19 protein-coding genes are annotated in these 19,829 nt (G+C 53.7%); 16 read left to right on the forward strand and 3 right to left on the reverse strand.

The window, feature by feature from the left end:
* Positions 1 to 8 precede the first annotated feature (8 nt).
* From HFD92_RS16305 to HFD92_RS16320, 4 genes are read left to right on the forward strand one after another with little or no spacing between them, the layout of a single operon-like run.
* Positions 9 to 533: a host cell division inhibitor Icd-like protein gene (locus HFD92_RS16305; protein ID WP_167429261.1), complete on the forward strand. Its 525-nt coding sequence runs from the start codon at positions 9 to 11 to the stop codon at positions 531 to 533.
* Positions 530 to 796, forward strand: a complete 267-nt coding sequence (locus HFD92_RS16310) for a hypothetical protein (protein WP_058781704.1) — start codon at positions 530 to 532, stop codon at positions 794 to 796. Before HFD92_RS16305 ends, HFD92_RS16310 begins: the two co-directional genes overlap by 4 nt.
* A complete protein-coding gene (locus HFD92_RS16315) occupies positions 783 to 1,124 on the forward strand; it encodes a DUF5375 family protein (RefSeq protein ID WP_167429262.1) in 342 nt (113 codons plus the stop codon). Before HFD92_RS16310 ends, HFD92_RS16315 begins: the two co-directional genes overlap by 14 nt.
* A 14-nt stretch (positions 1,125 to 1,138) precedes the next feature.
* Positions 1,139 to 3,454: a primase-helicase zinc-binding domain-containing protein gene (locus HFD92_RS16320; RefSeq protein ID WP_167429263.1), complete on the forward strand. Its 2,316-nt coding sequence runs from the start codon at positions 1,139 to 1,141 to the stop codon at positions 3,452 to 3,454.
* Between the two features lie 123 nt (positions 3,455 to 3,577).
* Here the strand turns inward: HFD92_RS16320 and HFD92_RS16325 are convergent, their stop codons facing one another.
* From HFD92_RS16325 to HFD92_RS16335, 3 genes are all read right to left on the reverse strand, one after another.
* Positions 3,578 to 4,456, reverse strand: coding sequence for a hypothetical protein (locus HFD92_RS16325; RefSeq protein WP_163657846.1), 879 nt, complete (start codon positions 4,454 to 4,456; stop codon positions 3,578 to 3,580).
* A 416-nt stretch (positions 4,457 to 4,872) separates the two neighbouring features.
* Positions 4,873 to 6,243 (reverse strand): reverse transcriptase domain-containing protein, encoded by a 1,371-nt coding sequence (locus HFD92_RS16330; protein ID WP_167429264.1) that lies wholly within the window; start codon positions 6,241 to 6,243, stop codon positions 4,873 to 4,875.
* On the reverse strand, positions 6,233 to 6,772 hold the full coding sequence (locus HFD92_RS16335; RefSeq protein WP_163657848.1) for an SLATT domain-containing protein: 540 nt from the start codon (positions 6,770 to 6,772) through the stop codon (positions 6,233 to 6,235). Before HFD92_RS16335 ends, HFD92_RS16330 begins: the two co-directional genes overlap by 11 nt.
* Positions 6,773 to 8,001: 1,229 nt before the next feature.
* On the opposite strand from HFD92_RS16335, the gene HFD92_RS16340 reads away from it, so the two are divergent.
* From HFD92_RS16340 to HFD92_RS16395, 12 genes are all read left to right on the forward strand, one after another.
* Positions 8,002 to 8,775, forward strand: a complete 774-nt coding sequence (locus HFD92_RS16340) for an RNase A-like domain-containing protein (RefSeq protein ID WP_167429265.1) — start codon at positions 8,002 to 8,004, stop codon at positions 8,773 to 8,775.
* A 55-nt stretch (positions 8,776 to 8,830) separates the two neighbouring features.
* A complete protein-coding gene (locus tag HFD92_RS16345; RefSeq protein ID WP_167429266.1) occupies positions 8,831 to 9,127 on the forward strand; it encodes a contact-dependent growth inhibition system immunity protein in 297 nt (98 codons plus the stop codon).
* A gap of 481 nt (positions 9,128 to 9,608) precedes the next feature.
* Positions 9,609 to 10,865 (forward strand): oxalate/formate MFS antiporter, encoded by a 1,257-nt coding sequence (gene oxlT, locus HFD92_RS16350; RefSeq protein WP_167429267.1) that lies wholly within the window; start codon positions 9,609 to 9,611, stop codon positions 10,863 to 10,865.
* 443 nt (positions 10,866 to 11,308) lie between these two features.
* On the forward strand, positions 11,309 to 12,139 hold the full coding sequence (locus HFD92_RS16355; protein ID WP_009088604.1) for a DeoR/GlpR family DNA-binding transcription regulator: 831 nt from the start codon (positions 11,309 to 11,311) through the stop codon (positions 12,137 to 12,139).
* Between the two features lie 12 nt (positions 12,140 to 12,151).
* On the forward strand, positions 12,152 to 13,135 hold the full coding sequence (locus HFD92_RS16360) for a substrate-binding domain-containing protein (RefSeq protein WP_009088600.1): 984 nt from the start codon (positions 12,152 to 12,154) through the stop codon (positions 13,133 to 13,135).
* Between the two features lies 1 nt (position 13,136).
* Complete coding sequence (locus HFD92_RS16365) at positions 13,137 to 14,642, forward strand: sugar ABC transporter ATP-binding protein (protein WP_058957968.1); 1,506 nt, start codon at positions 13,137 to 13,139, stop codon at positions 14,640 to 14,642.
* Positions 14,635 to 15,624: an ABC transporter permease gene (locus HFD92_RS16370; protein ID WP_046102397.1), complete on the forward strand. Its 990-nt coding sequence runs from the start codon at positions 14,635 to 14,637 to the stop codon at positions 15,622 to 15,624. Before HFD92_RS16365 ends, HFD92_RS16370 begins: the two co-directional genes overlap by 8 nt.
* A gap of 15 nt (positions 15,625 to 15,639) precedes the next feature.
* Positions 15,640 to 16,689: an ABC transporter permease gene (locus HFD92_RS16375; RefSeq protein ID WP_046102429.1), complete on the forward strand. Its 1,050-nt coding sequence runs from the start codon at positions 15,640 to 15,642 to the stop codon at positions 16,687 to 16,689.
* Entirely contained in the window at positions 16,689 to 17,381 is a 693-nt protein-coding gene (alsE, locus tag HFD92_RS16380) for a D-allulose 6-phosphate 3-epimerase (RefSeq protein WP_058957966.1), read from the forward strand. Before HFD92_RS16375 ends, alsE begins: the two co-directional genes overlap by 1 nt.
* A complete protein-coding gene (gene alsK / locus HFD92_RS16385) occupies positions 17,378 to 18,274 on the forward strand; it encodes an allose kinase (protein ID WP_140029737.1) in 897 nt (298 codons plus the stop codon). Before alsE ends, alsK begins: the two co-directional genes overlap by 4 nt.
* Positions 18,271 to 19,233, forward strand: a complete 963-nt coding sequence (locus HFD92_RS16390) for a ribokinase (RefSeq protein ID WP_009088588.1) — start codon at positions 18,271 to 18,273, stop codon at positions 19,231 to 19,233. Before alsK ends, HFD92_RS16390 begins: the two co-directional genes overlap by 4 nt.
* Positions 19,234 to 19,371: 138 nt before the next feature.
* Positions 19,372 to 19,617 (forward strand): YmjA family protein, encoded by a 246-nt coding sequence (locus HFD92_RS16395; protein ID WP_167429268.1) that lies wholly within the window; start codon positions 19,372 to 19,374, stop codon positions 19,615 to 19,617.
* The last annotated feature ends 212 nt before the right edge of the window (positions 19,618 to 19,829 follow it).

A 19,829-nucleotide genomic window follows, 5' to 3' on the forward strand; every position in this document is an offset into this window, starting at 1 on the left:
TAGCCCCGATGTGTGAAAAAAGGCTTTTCTCTGGCGAGCGGCCGTTATACAGTTTTCGTGCTGCCGCAAAATCGGCAGCCGGGCGTGAGAACCCGAGCAAAACAAAGGCGACACAACACGCGCCAAGCGTGTTTTTTTGTGTCATCGCCTCAGTGCACCCATTATCCGGGCAACGGTTCTTTCGCCGTTGCGCCGTCTGCGTAATGGTGGCCCGGGCGGGGCAGCCTTCGGGCTGGCCGGTTTCCTTTGTTGCCGGTTTCTCACCCCCGTCCGGGCTACCACCCAAGCGTGAGAACTTCTGTGGTAGCTCTTTTCAGCTAACAAAGGAGTTATTCATCATGGCAGTGATCCTCTGCACGTCTCATTCCGAATTCACCTTTATTTTTGCCGCCGTGCGACGCACTGATGCCGCCGCCCGTCCTTGCATGCTGCGCACTATAGCATGCGATGAGCGCAGCGCCCGCGCCCGCCTCGCCCGCGATTACGTACTTTCCTTTGCCGGTCGCCTGCCGGTTAAAGCGGTGGCCGCATGAACACGCTCACAAAGCGCCTGAATAACAGTGAGACCTACCCTATTCCCCACGCTGACTACCTGCGCCTGCTCCACGCGCACGCGGTCGGCGTGACCGTGCTTGATATGTTCGACTCGGTGAACGGCATGAGCGCACGCGGCTGCGTGCCTGACGGCGCGGCGCTGGCCTCGGTCGTCGCCCTGCTCACCGACCAGCTCGGTAAAGTCGTTGAAACCTGTGAATCCCGCATGTTAGCCACGGAGGCCCGCCATGATGACCGTTAATCACTCCTGCCTGCCCGTTGAGGTACGCACCGCCGTTTACCGCCGCGCGCTGGCGCAGGGCTATCTGGATGCCTGCAAAAACCTCGGCATCACCGTTTCAGCCACGCTCGATGAGTTGCAGATGACGATTGCCCTTGAGCTGGAGAGCTTCTATGTGCGCCGCCACGGCCCCGATGCGGGCATGGAAATGGCCTGCACCATGCTGGGCGATATGGTTGAGCCGGACCTGCTGACCGCGCCGCCGCGCCTGACGCAGCTCGGCGTCACCATGATGGATGAACTTTTCCGCAGCCAGCTTGCGGCCGCCAGCCGCATCACGCTGCACTGAGGGAGGAAGCACATATGAAACATATCGTCTCTGACACCGTAAAGGCGGCCACCGGATTCTGGCCGCAGCTTCTGCCCGCCCTGGGCATCGGCGTGCACGCTGGAGGGCGGCACGGTGCCTGCCCGGTGTGCGGCGGCAAAGACCGCTTCCGCTTCGACAATCAGGACGGGCGCGGAACGTGGCTGTGCAACCAGTGCGGGGCCGGTGACGGCCTTAACCTGGTGGAAAAGGCGCTCAGTATCAGCGCTAAAGAGGCCGCCATGAAGGTGGCCGGAATGCTCGGCACGCTGCCGGACTCAGCCCCGGTTATGCATGATGAAGCCGCAGACAAAAGTCGCGCGCAGGCAGACGCCGCCACACGGGCGCGGGCACTTATCGCCGCCGCTGTCAGCCGCACGGACAACGCCTACCTTTCATCGAAAGGGCTGCACGGCACGCAGGCGCTCACACTTGCTGATGCGCTGCGCTGTGGTGGCATCCGCTTTGCCCCCGGGGACGTGCTCATCCCGCTGACCGGTGAAGACGGCACGGCGGTTAACGTGCAGCTCATCAGCGCCGCAGGCGACAAGCGCATCCTGCCCGGCGGACAGGTGAAAGGCACGTACTGGCTCGCAGGCGAGCCGGACGGCAAAACGCTGTGGCTCACCGAAGGGTACGCCACCGGCTTGACCGTGCACCGGCTGACCGGCCAGGCGGTTTACGTGGCGCTGAGCGCCAACAACCTGCCCGCGCTGGCGAAACGGCTGCGTGAGTCGCATCCTGATGCGATGATGCTGATTGCCGCCGACCGTGACGATAACGGCACCGGCCAGTTAAAGGCAGAGGAAGCGGCGAAAGCCTGTGGCGGTAAAGCCGCACTGCCGCCGGTGTTGGGTGACTGGAACGACGTGTGGCAGGTGCAGGGCGATATCGCCACGCAGGCGCAGCTCACCGCCTTCACGCAGCAGCAGCCACTCAGCCCGTTTGAATCCGTCAGCGAGGCTGACCTGAAGGCCATGAGCGCCAGCCAGAAAGCCGAGTTGCTGGTCGCCCACTACGGGCAGGCGCTGGCCGTGCCGCCGGTCGGGGAGGAAATCTGCCGCTATGAAAACGGCGCATGGCAGGTGATGGAGGCGAAGACGCTGCGCCGGGAAATCGCCGCGCTGTTTCAGAAGGTGCGCGCGCCGTTCTCGGCCGCCGGTATCGGCAGCGTGCTGGACACGCTCAAGTTGATGGTGCCGCAGATGGGTGAACCGTCCCGTCGCCTGATTGGTTTCCGTAATGGCGTGTATGACTCCACAACAGGCACCTTCAGCCCGCACCGCCGCGAGCACTGGCTGCGCACCGTCAACAGCGTGGACTACACCGCCCCGCGTCCGGGTGAAAACCTTGCCGACCACGCCCCGGCATTCTGGCGCTGGTTAACGCGGGCCGCCGGACACAATCACGACAAGCAGGAGCGCATCCTCGCGGCGTTATTTATGGTGCTGGCAAACCGCTATGACTGGCAGATGTTTCTTGAGGTGACCGGCCCCGGCGGCAGCGGTAAAAGTGTGATGGCCTCGATAGCCACTCTGCTGGCCGGAAAAGACAACACCACGTCCGCCACCATCGACACGCTGGAATCCTCCCGCGAGCGCGCCAGCGTGGTGGGCTTCTCGCTGATTATTTTGCCCGATCAGGAGAAGTGGAGCGGCGACGGCGCGGGCATCAAGGCGATAACCGGTGGCGATGCGGTGGCAATCGATCCGAAATACCGTGACGCCTATTCAACGCATATCCCGGCGGTCATTCTGGCGGTGAACAACAATCCGATGCGCTTTAGCGACCGCAGCGGCGGCGTGTCACGCCGCCGGGTTATCCTGACGTTCCCCGAAGTCATACCGGCAAAAGAGCGTGATCCGCAATTGCTGGACAAAATCAGCACCGAGCTGGCCGTGATTGTTCGTCACCTGATGCAGCGTTTCTCATCACCAAACGAAGCGCGCGAGTTGTTACAGGCGCAGCAGACTTCCGGTGAAGCGCTGGATATCAAACGACAGGCCGATCCGCTGGTTGATTTTTGTGGATACCTGATGCCGCTGAGCACGCCAAACGGGCTGTTTATTGGTAACGCCAATATTCGCCCGCTGAATCCGAAGCGCTATCTCTATCATGCCTACCTGTCATTTATGGAGTCACGCGGCCATCAGCACCCGCTCAGCCTGACGGCTTTCGGCCAGGCCGTGCCGCAGACGCTGAAAGAGTATGAGCGAATCCTGTTAAAACGCAGGACTAATAACGGCATACAGACTAACCTCACGCTACATGAGGATAGCGAGGCTGATTGGCTGCCAGCATGCAGCTCCTAATTACTACCCTACGTAAACCGGCTTAGGCCGGTTTTTTATATTTTATGCAATTATCAATGCCTCCTAAGGTTCGCTAAGATCGAAGCCGTTTGTCTGAAGCTGCTAAAGATCTTGCTAATTGAGTCAACTATGTATTTTTTTTAAATTTAATTTTATTTCTGTGATTGTAGCCTTAAGTACCTGTAAACAAATTTTAGCTGTATGTTCTCTTGGTGTGAAGCCTGATGACATTTGCTGATAAGGATGAATATAATTACGAAAGTCCCTTAAAGTATGTGAGAACTTATAAGTGTCAAGCTGGATAATTTCTAAATCTTTAGCGACATCAATAAAAGCTGCGAGAGTCCAGTCATGAAAAGGCTGAACTTTACCATCACGATTCTTAGGTGAAGATTTCACTGTATTAAATGCTCGTGGATAACTTGAAGCTAACCCAAGAAAAACCCCTTCTAAAGTACTACCAGCGATTAGTATCGTAGAGAGGTAGGCTGCCGAAGTATATGTTTTTTCAATTTCATCGATCCGCTTGTTCAGAACTTCTGTTACATTAATGTCTAATCCTAAATCAGAGATTGTAAAACCACTAAACTCACGACTTAAAAAGTCAGATTCAGAAAGACTGCTGGATTTCACCGGATTCTCATTTAATTCCACTCTGTGAAGCTTCTTGAAGTTTATTTCAGCTTCGTTTCTAACTACTTGCCATTTATCGAAAGCTAAGTACTGGTTAAAATCAAAAATATATCCATCCAGTTCATCAAGGCGACTAATGAAATTGATAGGATTGAAAACTTCTTTTATACATTTATCAAGCCGTGGTGTTCCATTGATTGTTTCCAAACAATCATCTGTATACTTCCAACGAGAGGGGAAGCCTTGTCCATATGAATGATTGAAGCCTAATGCATTAAAAAACTTTACTAAATTAGGGCCGGAACGATACTCAGTCACTTCGTTTATCAAGTCACGAAGTTTTTCACTCGTTTTATTACTGATGATCATTAAAAATCCTCAAGAAATCATAACCCGCCTAGAAAGAGATATGGCATATTTTGTATCGCCATAATGCCGTTTTATAATGTTACACCAAAGCTAACCAATTCATTAGTACTAAAACGTTCAAACTAGATTTTCAAATACTTTCCGCTTATAGATTTTCGTCAGAACTTTCGGCCAAGAGCTATCTCAAGCTCCTCCTTATAGGGGTCAGAGCTGCTATAACAACATAAAGATGAGGTTTATAGCTTGAAAGAGTATTGATAATTATTATCATATACGCGGAAATGTAAGGAGAAAAATTCAAATCTTGTTGTAATGGAAACCGGGTCAGTGACACGCTCAGAATGCGACCACTATTCAGAGCTAGCTACATATTCTTCTAATCAAATTCAGCTTTGGTGCCAGATACGTTCATAGCTTTATGATATTCCTGAGATGTCTTCTTCAAGTTCCTTAGCAGACTTTGCAATTATATAGTTAAATCGCCTTTCGATTTCACTGTCGCTCATTTTTTTTGCTTTGGCTTTGCCTATCCACATTGACACTAGTTCCCTCTTCTGAGCTATATCTAGGTTATCAAAGTTAGGTATGTATTTGAATGTATCGGCGGCTCCTCGGCGAAGTTCATAGAATGTTTTTATTAAGGATTTTTGTTTTATATCGGATGAGAGCCCGAACCGACGAATGAGATGACTCACGGTATGGTTAACGGAACGAAGTTGAGATGTTTCTGTTATTTGTGAGAAATATGATACCCATCCCAGGCGTTTCCCTTTGAATACACATCCTGTTATTCTAAGGTTGAGTTTCCACTGGCAGTAAGATATCGCACGCTCTTTATCCGCCTTACTCTTGGCCTGCATTAATGCATGTTTGTAACCGGTGAATATTTTTGCCAGTGATGCTTCAAATTTGAGAATGCTTTCATGTTTAATTAGCAATTTCCCTTGGCTTATGTGATAGCCAAGAAAGTCAAAGGATTCATTAAGAGAGCCAGTTTTAGATTTTGAGTTTTCGTCATTTAATGGGTGAGGATTTAAATTCAGATGTTGGAGTTTTTCAATAACATTAGATGCTATTGATTCAGCCTGTCCATCAGGAGTTAATATTAAAATATCATCAACGTAACGCATGAACCATATGTCTAGCGTCGCATTCATATCCTTGTCGAAAATAGACAAAGAAATTTCGGCTAATATGTTTGAAATTGCTAACCCCTGAGGTACTCCTATGCAATTTGACGAGACCCCTTTGCTCCCTTTAAATTCGCTTACTGTAGGAACCTCCAACGAGGACATTATTAATTTTCTAATCTCATTCTTACGAATTTTATTTTTTACCACATCAATTATTAACTTATGCTCAATTGAAGGATAGAAAGCTCTGAGATCTATCTTGGCATATTCTGTATAAAGACCGCTTTCAAGTGAAGCCTTTAGTGAATTAATGACAGCGTGTGGGAGCCTTAACCTTGATTCGGGGTAAATTTCCGTAAGGCATTCGCAGAGAGCTCGGAGCGTAATCCTGTCTCTAGCAGTAGGTATCGAAATCTGCCTCGGGTTTGAGTTGGCTCCCTTTGAAATTAGTTTCTCTTTATATGCGGTGAACTTATAACTACCAGATAGAACTTTTTCAGAGATGAATTTAACTTCACTTTTAATTATAGGTTCTAATTTGGCGGGGCGTACTCGGTCAATCCCAATAGCTCCAGATTCTTTTATCTTTTCCTTATAAATCCTCAGGAGGTTTCGTTCCGAAAAAGACTTTCTGAATTTTCGGCTAGCAGTCATAATTTATCCAAAGCATCAAGAGAGGGAGTAAATAGAAGGAGTAAGTGAATATAAATCGCTTCGCTTTCCAGCGCTTAACACTCTGCTTTTCATCATCGGTAGGGAACCTTGATCTCAATCCTGTTTGGCCTACGCGGGCTGCCTTATCATCAATATCAAGATGGTTCTCAACCTCATCGAGTAATTCATGGTATTTATCTAATTGTGCGGGTGTTAAAGGAACGCTATCAGAAGTGTTAGCATACAATCGTTGTAACGCCAGATAGTTCCTTCTCATGGAAATCGCTCTTCCGCGAAAATCGAGGTTTGAAACTACGAGAGAGATACCTAGCAAAGCCACAGAAAGTATTGACGCAATAATATCAGTATTACCCCCCAAGACTTTTGGGAAGCGTATGGATATGATGGAAAGTACTGCGCTTAATATGGCATACCAGACGAGAATGAACTGAGAATGTTTCTCTAGCCACTCTAAACGATGGTGTGCATTAATGCGTGCTTTATATGTAAACCAGATATTGTCCCGCATAAAAAACTCCATTTGATTTTTTGGGGATTTGGAGGGGCAGGAGAGATTGGAATCGTTGAACACCCTGCTAAGCAGGATCAAGCTAAAAGCTTAAACAGCAAAGGTCGCTGTTGATTATCAGAGCCGCCCTTACATAAGTAAGAGGAAGTACCTGCCCCATCCTTCTGAATTATGTCAGTTTTATCAGATTGAAGTCAATCTGTTACTTATGAATTGATTGAGCATCATCCTCTCGATTGCTAGTCCTGAGACAGATTAGATTGACTGGTCAGCATCAAGTTGTTAATCAATGGATTTAGGTAAATTATGCTTAAGCGCAAAGCGGATCATTTAGATAGTAGCGCCTAGTAACTTGACATTACTAATAGTAGCTTGAGTAGCTTTTGATCATCTTTGCCAAGGTGATTACCCCCAGTGCACACTAGTTTACATCCCGCATTAAACCATTCACCACCTAACCCAATGATTTTAATAAATAAAAAAACAAAAGTGAACAGTGTGAACACTTTTCTCTAAAATCATTTTATTTTGGATTTAGTGCCGTGCATTCGTTATCATTGCTATGACGTTCCTGGGTATGAGATCTAATAATTGGTACACGTTTAGGTACACAACACAAAGTTGAATTAGATAAAAACACCTAAATACATGAGCTTGCGAGTTTTGTTCAGACTCCGCCAGCCACTAAAATTCTCCATCGGTGATTATCAAAGTCATCCGTTGAAGCCCTAAGAGCCCGCACGGCGTAAGCCCTAAGGGCTTTTTTTTGTCTGCGGCCTACTGACACCCAGTCAATAATCGCGACGATTATCCATTCCTGATGCTGACTGATTTAGCTTTTGTAGTGGTGACACCGGCACGTTCACCTCACACCGCCGCGAGCAGTAGCTGTTCAACGTAAGCAACGTGGACTTCACCCCCCTGCTTCTGAATGAAAACAGAGGGTCCGACTGACTACCCGCATGCAGTCATTACCCCCCCGCAGCAACCGAACCGGTTCAGGCCGCTTTTTTTAAGTTCCAGCCAGAAGTGATTACTCCATATGTACACCGATATACACGCAGCCCTTATACCTTCAACACCTAACAGAATGATTTAGAATACTTAAATCTAAAATGATCAGTGCAAATCCTTTTAACTATGATCATTTCTGGCTCTGAAATGATTGGTCATGTCAGAAAAAAGTTTAGAATGGCCCTGTTTATCTTCTAAACACATGAGGTTGCATTATGGATGATGGCATAAAGATCGCGATGTCCCCTGTTCAGCTTGCTGCCGCGCTCTCTGACAAAACAGTGACAGAAGCGGAAACGATGAGTAACCGCCTTATCGGAGGGCTTGGACTTGTCATGGGTTCACTTGAGCTGGCTGGTGCCACCGCTCTTTGCATCGCACCTGAACCTACTGGCTTAACAAAAGCAGGATGTGTAGTTGTTGGCGCACATAGTCTTGATAGCATTCACGCTGCTGCAAACCAGCTCATTGTGGGTAGAGACACCCGCACGGCAACTTACGAGGCAGCATCAGCGATTGCAAAATCCTTTGGAGCAGATGACGATACGGCGATGAAAATCGGGCTGACTGTCGATATTGCTGTTCCAATAGGATTTGCACTTGGCATCGGCGCAAGCCGGGTAGCAGCAGTAAGGGCTGGCCGCATTAAACTCTGTGAGCATGAGTCAATGACGGGTTTTAAACCCGGCGGACACACGCTTTCCACACATGTTGGCAAAAGCGATACAGAGCTATTAGCCCGCTTTGAAGCGAATAAACGTTTGCAGTATTCCACCACCTTTAGCAATGTGCATGTTGCAGAAGAAGCCATATCGAGAGCGCTCTTTGCTAATCGGGGCGTTATAAAATCTGTTCTTGGCGGAGGCAGGCAGGGAGCAAGGCTTACTATTCGTTATGCATCTGGTAAAGCGATTGGCTACGGTTTCAGGCGCGGGAATAACCAGCGGATCGTCATGACAAATGTGAGAATTGTTATTGAGTTTCAGTAATATAACGGCAAACCTTATTACATTCTCACCGCTTTCCCGGATCTATAGGTACAAAATGCAAAACTTCTACTTTCTTGACCAGCTTATTTTCGGTTATTTCAACCAGGACGCCGACATCATCAATGATGGCGAGGATACGATTGAGGGCATCATTCGACTATTCAAAAGGTCAGCGCCAGACTGGATGCTCAAAGATCTCGTCGAAGAAGTTGATGATTTTATCTGCACTTATGGTGATGGTGTCGAAGAGGAGTTCAGGAAACGATACGAGTTTGATTTTTCGCCTGAACTTTGGGAAACCACCGCTCATGGATTCCTGATGACTGTGCGTCAGATTTCGTCAGAGAAATGAGGCTTTCAGGGGTACATTTCCTGATGAAAAAATAATTGGTACAAGTAAGAAAACTGAATCAGACGAAAATAATAGTTTGCGATAGTTATCCAGACTCTGCCAGCTGCCCCTCTCCCCCCTGAAATCCCGCCACCCTGCCGGCTTTTCGTCTCCTTCATTCTTCCTGTAACCTCTTCAGCACACCCTCTTTAAATCAGTCACTGCCCACGCTCATCCCTTTCCTGCGCACCAACTCAGCGCACTCATATTTTGCACTGCATCACACTTATCACTTTGCCCTTCCTTTTAACTCCTGATTTTGAAGAGTTTTTGGATTGGCACACTTCCTGCAAACTTCTCCAGTCACGTCGTTCCACAGGGATGATGATCTTAAAGATTTGGCATCAGCCGTTAACCGTCCGGATATCTGCCACGCCATAAGAGTGGCATACAGAGCGGGCGGAATCTGGCTGCATAACAGAACGTACTTCCGGAGAGAGCCATGACCTCAATTAGCGAACCAGTGGTAATAGCGAAACACAGCAAGTGGGTACAGCTTCTGCTTGGCTTAATCTGCATGGCAGCCATTTCCAGCCCGCAGTACGTCTGGACGCTGCTGACCAAACCGATGATGGCCAGACTTGGCGTCGGGCTGGCGGAACTGCAGGTAACGTTCTCAGTGCTGATTATTCTGCAGACCTTTTTCTCACCCTTTCAGGGTCGGCTGGTGGAGCGTTTTGGCCCGCGTCTGCTGATTTCGATAGGTACAGTGATGGCTGGCTTCAGTTGGGTCTTTGCCGCCCGGGTCGATAGCCTGGCCGCACTTTATCTGGTTTATGGCTGCCTCGGCGGACTGGGCACGGGAATTGTTTATATAGGCGTCGTGGGGCTGGTGATGAAATGGTTTCCACAGCAGCGCGGTTTTGCCGCCGGAACCGTGGCGGCGGGCTACGGCATGGGCGCGATTTTTACCACCTTCCCCATTTCCATCTCTCTCAACAGCTACGGTCTAGAACAGACAATGACGGTTTTTGGCCTGCTCTTCGCTGCGGTAGGTCTTCTCGCCAGTCAGAACTTAAGGCTGCCCGGAACCAGCATGATGACGCCGGTCAGCACATCATCCGCACCCGTGGTGAGCCAGCGCCAGTTTAAATCCGGGGAAATGCTGCGTCAGCCGCTGTTCTGGCTGATGTTTGTGATGATGACGATGATGTCGACCTCGGGTCTGATGGTGACGTCGCAGATGGCGATTTTTGCCGAAGACTTCGGCATCAGCAAGGCGGTCATTTTCGGTATGGCCGCGCTGCCTCTGGCGCTGACCATCGATCGTTTCACCAACGGTTTAACGCGACCGCTGTTTGGTTTTATCTCCGACCGCTATGGGCGTGAAAACACCATGTTTATTGCCTTCGCACTGGAGGGCGTGGCGATGACGCTGTGGCTGGCGTGCCGTGAAGATCCGTTGCTGTTCGTTCTGCTCTCAGGCGTCGTCTTCTTTGGCTGGGGTGAAATCTTCTCGCTTTTTCCCTCCACACTCACCGACACCTTCGGCAGTGAAAATGCCTCAGCCAACTATGGCTGGCTCTATATCTCTCAGGGTATAGGCTCGATCTTTGGCGGCCCGCTGGCGGCGCTGATGTATCAGCACACCCATAACTGGCACCTGGTCTTTGGCTGCGCGATTACCTTCGACTTTATTACTGCCGGGCTGGCGTTATGGGTTCTCAAGCCGTGGCGGGCACGGTTTATGCGCCGGTAAGTCTGCCGCTGGCGACGCAGAACATAGAGTGTACAGCCGGGACCCGAGGTCCCGGCCAATAAATAAGCTCCATCCCTCACCATGCCCGCAATCGCAGTACGACTCTCACCCTCCCCGCCTGCTGTCAGATGGATCACTTCCCTTCATGAAAACGTTAAAGCGTAAGCTTAAACGGTCAAACCCACATAAACGGTCACAAACAGTCATGCCTTTCCCGTAACAGCGGTATAGTCTGTTCAGCCGGTATTTTATTTTCACCGGCCCTCACCGCGAAAATATGTGAGGGGAATCACTTTTACCTGCAATTAATTGCATGGCTTTGCATGTTTTATTTCGACTTCATCACTTAATAAAGGGCGTCACTATTTGCCCGCGTGGACTCCTGCCCAGTCCACATTTTCCCATGTTCGCTTCCAGTAATTTATCTCCATCGGAGGAAAAGTATGTTGCCGATTGAAAGACAGCAAAGAATTATTAATGAGATTAATATTAATGGCCGGGTAATTGTCTCAGAGCTGGTCACGCTGTGTCAGGTTTCACAGGAAACCATTCGCCGGGATTTAAGCCAGCTGGAAAAGCGCGGTTTATTACAGCGCAGCCACGGCGGCGCTGTACTGATAAAAAAACAAAGCACCGGCACGCCGGGAAATAACAGAATCGCTAAAGAGAACGAATTATCCTTCCGGCAGCGAATTAATGAGCACGCTGATGAAAAAATGATCATTGCCAAGCGTGCGCTCGACTTTATCAGCCCCGGCGACTGCATCCTGCTGGATAGCAGTACCACCTGCTGGTATCTGGCGCGACAGCTGCCGGACATTGAGTTAACGGTATTAACCAATTCGCTGCGTATCGTGCAGACGCTGGCGGCGCGCGGCAGTATCCGCACGATCTGTTTGGGTGGGGAATATTCCGATCGCGATGAAGATTTTCACGGCGTGGTGGCCGAGCAGCCACTGCGTGAATTTCAGATTAATAAAATCTTTTTTTCCTGTAGCAGTCTGGGCAACGACGGATATTTACGTGAAGGCAATGAAAATAATGCGCACCTGAAACAACAGATGCTGCTGGCCGCAGAAAGAAAACATCTTTTAATGGATGGCAGTAAATTCCTGCGCCCCTCTTTTGCCCGAATCTGTCACTACCGTGATGTCGATTTTCTTATTACCGACCAGTTAAAAGATAAAGAGCTTGAACAGGAACTGGCATGGAATGGTGTCAACGTCATCGTCTGTTCTCAGCGTTATCAATCCATGCAGCTAATTAAAAATTAATCCGGAGTCTGTATGAAAAAACATCTTATCGCCTGCTCTCTGCTTGCCCTGTTTGCCGCCTCCGGTGCGCAGGCCGCAGATAAATTACGTATGGGTATTGTGGTCAAAATAGGCGGTATTCCCTGGTTCAATGCCATGGAGACGGGCATTAAAAGTGAAGCGGCTAAACGCGGTATCGATGCGTGGATGGTGGGGCCGACCGCCGCGGACCCGGCGCTTCAGGTGCGCGCCATTGAAGATTTGATTGCGCAGAAAGTCGATATCATCGGCGTGGTGCCCAACGACCCGAAAGTGCTGGAGCCAGTGCTGAAACGGGCCCGTGACGCCGGTATCGAGGTGATTACCCATGAGTCACCCGGCCAGCAGGGGGCCAACTGGGACTTCGAACTGGTCGATGCGACCACTCACGGCATCAACCATATGAAAGCGCTGGCGAGCTGCATGCATGACGAAGGCAAATATGCCATGTACGTCGGCAGCCTGACGGTGCCTCTGCATCAGCAGTGGACCGACGCCGCGCTCACTTACCAGAAAGAACACTATCCCAGAATGCAGCTGGTCACCGACAAGTTTGGCGTCGGCGAATCGCTGGATGACTCCATCCGTACCACCAATGAGCTGATGTCAAAATATCCCGATCTGAAAGGGATCCTGGCGTTTGGTTCACAGGGACCTATCGGCGCCGGGCGTGCGGTGATGAACCGTAAAAAAATCGACCAGGTCTGCGTCATTGGCTCTTTCAGTCCGGGCCAGGGTGCCTCGCTGGTGCAGCGTAACGCCATCAAAGGGGGCTACATCTGGAATCCGGAGACCGCGGGCGAAGTCTTTGTCCGCATCGCCGACATGATGCAGAAGAAGGAGCCGATCACCGATGGCATGACGATTGAAGGGCTGGGCAAAGTCAAAGTGGATGAAGCCACCCACACCATTCTGGGTAACAGCACCGAAAGTCTGGATAAAGCCAACCTGCCAAAACTGGTAAAAATGGGGCTCTGATATGCAAGAGGTCACTCCACAGACATTGATTGCGCTCGGGAATCTGTCGAAAACATTTGGTGGTAACCGCGCACTCAGCGATATCTCCCTGACTCTGCGGGCAGGCGAAGTGCACTGCCTTGCGGGCACCAACGGCTGTGGCAAGAGCACTCTGATCAAAGTTATCTCCGGGGTGCACGCCCCGGACAGCGGCAGCCGCATCACGCTGGGCGACGGTCCGACGCTGCCGCGCCTCACTACCCGGCAGGCGCGCGACTTCGGTATCCAGGTGATTTATCAGGATCTCTCGCTGTTCCCCAACCTCAGCGTGGCAGAGAACATCGCCTTCGAGCATAACCTCAACGGTCTGCTGCGCTGGCACCACCGCGCACGTCTGCGGGAGAGCGCGCGCACTATCATTACCGAACTGAAGTTCGATCTCGATCTGGATGAGAAAGTCGCGGCGCTCTCTATCGCGCAGCGTCAGCAGGTGGCGATCTGCCGTGCGCTGGTCGCCGATGCGCGGCTGGTGATCATGGATGAGCCGACTGCCTCGCTGACCCGCACTGAGGTCAATCAGCTGCTGCGTACCGTGCGCTACCTGAAAGATAAAAACATCTGCGTGGTGTTTGTCAGCCACAGGCTGGATGAGGTGCTGGAGATCTCCGACCGCGTAACGGTGATCCGCGACGGACGCAAAATGGGCTGCTGGCCTGCGCGGGAGATGACGCCGCACCATCTGACAGAGCTGATGACCGGCCTGAAACTCGACTATCAGCTGAAAGCCCCGACGCGCAACAGCGATCGCGCCATTCTGGAGATCGAGTCGTTAACCCGCGCCGGTCAGTATCACGACGTCAATTTTAAACTCTATGAAGGTGAGGTGCTCGGACTGTGCGGGCTGCTCGGTTCCGGCCGTACCGAGCTGGCGCTGTCGCTGTTCGGCATGACACGTCCCGACAGCGGCAAGATCTGGCTCGACAGCAAGCCGGTGCGCTTTCGCGGCCATGAAGATGCGATCAAAGCGGGCATCGGCTACGTCTCGGAGGATCGGCTGACGCTGGGCCTGGTGCAGCAGCAGTCGGTGGCAGACAACATGGTGCTGCCGATCCTCGACAAGCTGCAGAACCGCTTTCACCTGATCGATGAGTACCGTAAGAACAAGCTGATTCTGCAGTGGATCCAGCAGCTTGGCGTGCGCGTCGCCGATCCAAATCTCGCCATCTCCACCCTCTCCGGCGGTAACCAGCAGAAAATTGTGCTGGCGAAATGGGTGCTGACCCAGCCGCGCATTCTGATCCTCGACTCTCCCACCGTCGGCGTCGATGTGGGTGCCAAGGCCAGTATCTATCAGCTGATCCATGAACTGGCGAAAGAGGGTCTGTCGATCATCCTGATCTCTGATGAGGTGCCGGAGGTCTGGTACAACTGCGACCGGATCCTCCACTTCCGCGATGGCACGATCCATGCCGAATACCAACCCGATAGCGTCGAACAGCAGCAGCTGGCGGAGGTGATCAATGCCTGACTTTTCCCGTTTCCGTCCGCACTCCAGTCAGGGCTGGCTCGCCTGGGTGCTGCTGGCGTTCATTCTGTTTTTCTCGCTCGCCAGCGACCAGTTTCTCACCATGCAGAATCTGCTGGATCTGGCGGAGAGCTACGCCGTTACCGGCATCTTTGCGCTGGGCCTGTTTGTGGTGCTGGTCACCGGCGGGATCGATATCTCGTTTGCGGCCGTCGCCTCGGTGGTGCAGTACCTGCTGGCGTCGCTGTTTGTACAGTTCCAGTTCGACAATGCGCTGCTCAGCATTCTGCTGGCGGTGATGTGCGGCACGCTGTTCGGGGTGGTCAATGCCCTGCTGATCACCACGCTGCGGGTGGTCTCCATCATCATCACCATCAGCATGCAGTCGCTGCTGTTCGGGTTGCTGATGTGGGTTACCGGCGGCCGCAGCCTCTACTCGCTGCCGGAGTGGTGGATCACGCTGCGCAACGTGCTGCCGTTCAGCTGGCAGGGTGAGAGCTTCCAGGTCGGGCTGCCGCTGGTCACCATGCTGCTGATCGCCGCTGTCACCGCCCTGCTGCTGAACAAAACCAACCTTGGACGCCAGCTCTACGCCGTTGGCGGCGATGCGGAGTCGGCCCGTCGTATCGGTATCCGCGTCGGTCTGATTCACGTGTTCGCTTATGGCTGGCTGGGGGCGATGGCGGCCATCGGCGGGCTGGTGCAGGTCTATCGCATGGGCGAGGTGGTGCCCAACGCGCTGGTTGGAGGCGAACTGGACGTGCTGGCCGCCACGGTGCTGGGCGGTGCCAGCCTGATGGGAGGCAAAGGCACGGTGAGCGGCACGCTGATGGGGGTCTTCCTGATCGCCATTCTCAAGAACGGCCTCAACCTGGTCGGCGTCTCGAACTACTTCATGAATATCGTGGTAGGCGGCGTCATCATGATTGCGATCGCCGTGACCCACTACAAAAAACGCAAAGAAACTGACGTCAGTTTCGTGTGACCGAGGGCACTGATGATGAAATCACTGACTGCATTGCGACCCGACGGGACCAACATCGGCCTGATGCTGCTGATTGCGCTGGCGCTGGCCACCTTCACGGTGATGCTGCCGGGGCGCTTCCTGACCGACTCCACCTTTATGAGTATGGCGTTTCAGCTGCCGGAACTCGGCTTACTGACGCTGGCGATGTTTATCGCCATCCTCAGCGGCGGCCTGAACCTCGCCATTATCGCGACCGCTAACCTCACGGCGCTGTTTATCGCCTGGACGCTGATGAGCGCCCTGCCCGCCGGTGCCGGGATGGCGCTGCAGCTACTGTGGCTCTTTATCGCCATCCTTGGCGCCATGCTGATCGCGGCCGCGATCGGCGTAGTGACGGGGCTGATGGTGACGCGGATCGGCGCACACCCGATTCTGGTGACGCTGGCGACGATGATGACGCTGAACGGCATCGGGATCTGGCTGACCCACGGCGCGGCCGTCAGCGGCATGCCGCCGGTGGTGCAGGCGCTGGGAGCTGACACGCTGCTGGGTATGCCGCTGCCGCTCTGGGTGTTCCTGGTCGCCGCCGCGCTGCTGGCGCTGTTTCTTGGTAAAACCCGCGCCGGTAAATGCATCTATATGGGCGGCAGCAACATCAACGCCACCTGGTTCAGCGGGATCAACACCCATCGCATGGTGATGCTGGTCTATGTGATCTCCAGCCTGCTCTGCGTGCTGGCGGGGCTGATCATGATGGCGCGCTTCAACTCCGCCCGTATGGGCTACGGCGACGCCTATCTGCTGCTGACGGTGCTGGCCATTATTCTCGGCGGCACCGATCCCAACGGTGGCTTCGGCCGTGTGACCGGCGTGGTGCTGGCGCTGATTGCGCTGCAGGTGCTCTCTACCGGTTTCAATCTGATGAACATCAGCCAGCACGTCAGCCTGGCCATGTGGGGCGCGGTACTGATTGTGGTTCTCGCCTTCAAACAATTCAAAACCCGATTCAACGAACACCGTGCCGTAAAGCTCAGCAGGCTGGCCGCGGTGCTTAATCCTCTGACTGAAAAGAAGGAAGTATGATGCGTACTCAAATCTCCCCGTCACTGATGTGTATGAACCTGATGGAGATCAAGCACCAGCTGCAGATCCTCGACTCGCGCGCTGACTTTCTTCACGTGGATATCATGGATGGTCACTACGTTAAGAACATCACGCTCTCTCCCTTCTTTATTGAGCAGATCCGTCCTTTTACCCGCGTGGCGATCGACGTGCATCTGATGGTGGAAGAGCCAACCGACTTTATCGAGGCGGTCGCCAGAGCGGGTGCTGACTATATCTGTCCGCACGCGGAGACCATCAATCGCGATGCGTTTCGCGTCATTAACCTCATCCGCAGCTTCGACAAAAAGGTTGGCGTGGTGCTGAATCCGGCGACGCCGGTGTCATACCTTCAGCACTATATCCATCTGCTTGATAAGATCACCGTGATGACGGTCGACCCCGGCTACGCCGGACAGCCCTTTATTCCGGAAATGGTGGAAAAGGTGCGTGAGCTGAAAGCGCTGAAGGAGCAGCACGGCTTCCACTATCTGATCGAGATCGACGGCTCCTGCAACACCCGCACCTATCACCAGCTGATCGGCGCAGGTGCGGAAGTGCTGATTGTCGGCACCTCCGGCCTGTTCAATATCCATGACGATTTAGCCACCGCGTGGGAGATGATGCGCGACAGCATTGATGAGGCCCAGGGGCTGACGAAGGTGTCCGCATGAGATCACGCTGGCTCGGTATCGATATCGGCGGCACCGGTACCCGGCTGCAGCTGATGGAAGAGGGGGGCGTCTGGAGCAGCTTTCGCAAGGTGCCCACCACCAGCTGGGCGCAGCAGCCCGATGCGCTGCAGGCTCTGGCACAGCTCATTGATGAAACGCTGGAGCAGCAGCCGGTCAGCGGCATCATGCTGGGGCTGCCCGGCATCCTCAGCCGCGACAGGAAACAGGTGATCTCGCTGCCCTTTATTCAGGCGCTGGATCATCAGCCGGTGGCGGCGCGTCTGGCGGCGCAACTCGGCGTGCCGGTCGCGATGGACAAAGATGTGAACCATCTGATGCTGTGGGATCTGCTGCAGCTGGAGCAGCTGCCGGATAACGCCGTGGGCCTCTATCCCGGCACCGGGATGGGCAACAGCCTGTGGCTGAATGGCCACTTTTATCACGGCGAGCATGGTGGTGCAGGTGAACTGGGCCACGTGCCCGTCGCCGGAAACGACCTCCCCTGCCCGTGCGGCAATCGCGGCTGTGCGGAGACCCTGACCTCGGGTCACTGGCTGAGTCACTGGGCCGCTCTGAACGCCGCCGACACGCCGATCGCCGCGCTGTTTACCCGCCATGGGGAGCAGCCAGAACTTCAGGCGTTTGTGCGACGTCTGGCGCAGCTGATCGCCACCGAGATGAATATACTCGACCCGGAATATCTGATCCTTGGCGGCGGCGTGCTGGCGATGGCTGATTTTCCGCTGGCCCTGCTGCGCAGCCAGATCCAGCAGCATCTGCGGCCACCGGTCACACGCGAAAACCTGAAGATTGTTTTCAGCCACTCAACCGACTACACGGGCTGTCGCGGTGCCTGTCTCGCCGCCGAACGCCTGTTCAGGAGCGCAGGATGAAAGGAAAAGTGTGTGTGTTCGGCTCTTTTAATCTCGATGTGGTCGCCGTAATGCGTCGCTTTCCGCTACCGGGTGAGTCGCTGACGGCGCACCACAGCATGATGGGTGCGGGCGGAAAAGGAGCAAATCAGGCCACGGCGGCGCTGCGCGCAGGTGCGCGGGTGCACTACATCGGGAAAGTGGGTAACGATGATTTCGGCCTCTTTGCACGTCGTCATCTGGAGAAAACCGGCTTTGACGCCATTACGCTCTTTACCTGTAAGGAGAAGCCCACCGGTAACGCCCTAATCTATGTTGCAGGCGATGATGCGGAAAATATGATTTCGGTTTATCCCGGCGCCAATACCACCGTGACGGCCGCAGAGGTAACGCGCTGTCAGCCGACGGTAGCCGCCGCAGATATCCTGCTGGTGCAGCTCGAAAATAACCTCAGCGCCATCCAGCGCATGATCGATAACGCCCGAGCCAGCGGCACCTTTGTGATCCTCAATCCGGCCCCCTGGCAGAAAGTCAGCGATGCGCTGCTGGCAAAGATCGATCTACTGACGCCCAACAGCACCGAGGCGACCCAGCTCAGCGGCGTGACCGTCACCGATTTCGACAGCGCCCGCCGCGCCGCCGCGGTGCTGCATCGCAAAGGGGCGCGTCAGGTGATCATCACGCTGGGCATCGCCGGAGCCCTGCTGTCAACGCCTGCGGAGCAACAGCGCATTCCGCTCTTCCCGGCGCAGCCGCGCGATACCACCGGCGCGGGAGATGCATTCAACGGCGCGCTCGCCGCCCGGCTCGCTTCGGGCGATGACCTGCCGCAGGCGGCGCGCTTTGCTGCGGCATTTGCCTCACTCTGTGTCGAGCGTGCTGGCGCGGCCGACTCCATGCCCTCCTATGCCGAGGCGCTGGCACGCCTGCAGGCGCACCCGGAGTGTCTTGTCGAGCCGATTGAGAGTATTACCGCCTGACGCAGACAGCCCGATTACGCGGCAGTGTCATCTGCCGCCTCTCCCCCTTTACAGCCCCCGTCCAGACACGAAATAATAGCGCCACACGCCAGGCCCCCTGGCAGCCTCTGAACCGACGTTAATCCAGCGGACCCCATTATGACCAACGAAATCCCTCTTAAGTATTACGATGTCGCCGATGAGTATGCGACCGAGTCCGCGAAGCCGGTGGACGAAGCGGAACGCACCCCGCTGGCGCACTACTTCCAGCTGCTGATCACCCGTTTAATGAACAACGAGGAGATCAGTGAAGCGTCGCAGCAGGAGATGGCGAGTGAAGCGGGCATCGACGAGCAGCGTATTGATGATATCGCTGAATTCCTGAACCGCTGGGGCAATGAGTAACGGCGATTGACCCTCAGGCGGGCCTGCGCTTTCCGGCAGCCCGTCTGGTGCGCCTGCCCGATCGCTCCGCTGCGGAGCACGGCGCCGGACAGCCTGATATCCCCGCCTTCCCCTTTTCCGCCCCGCTTTTTACCCCGCCGCCTGACGCGCCGCCGCCCCTGGCACGCCGGAAAATTATCGTCCAGACTGATATAGTCTGCGCAGGCATTGTG

Origin of the sequence: Pantoea sp. EKM101V, assembly GCF_011800325.1 — a bacterium.
Lineage (GTDB): Bacteria > Pseudomonadota > Gammaproteobacteria > Enterobacterales > Enterobacteriaceae > Pantoea > Pantoea anthophila.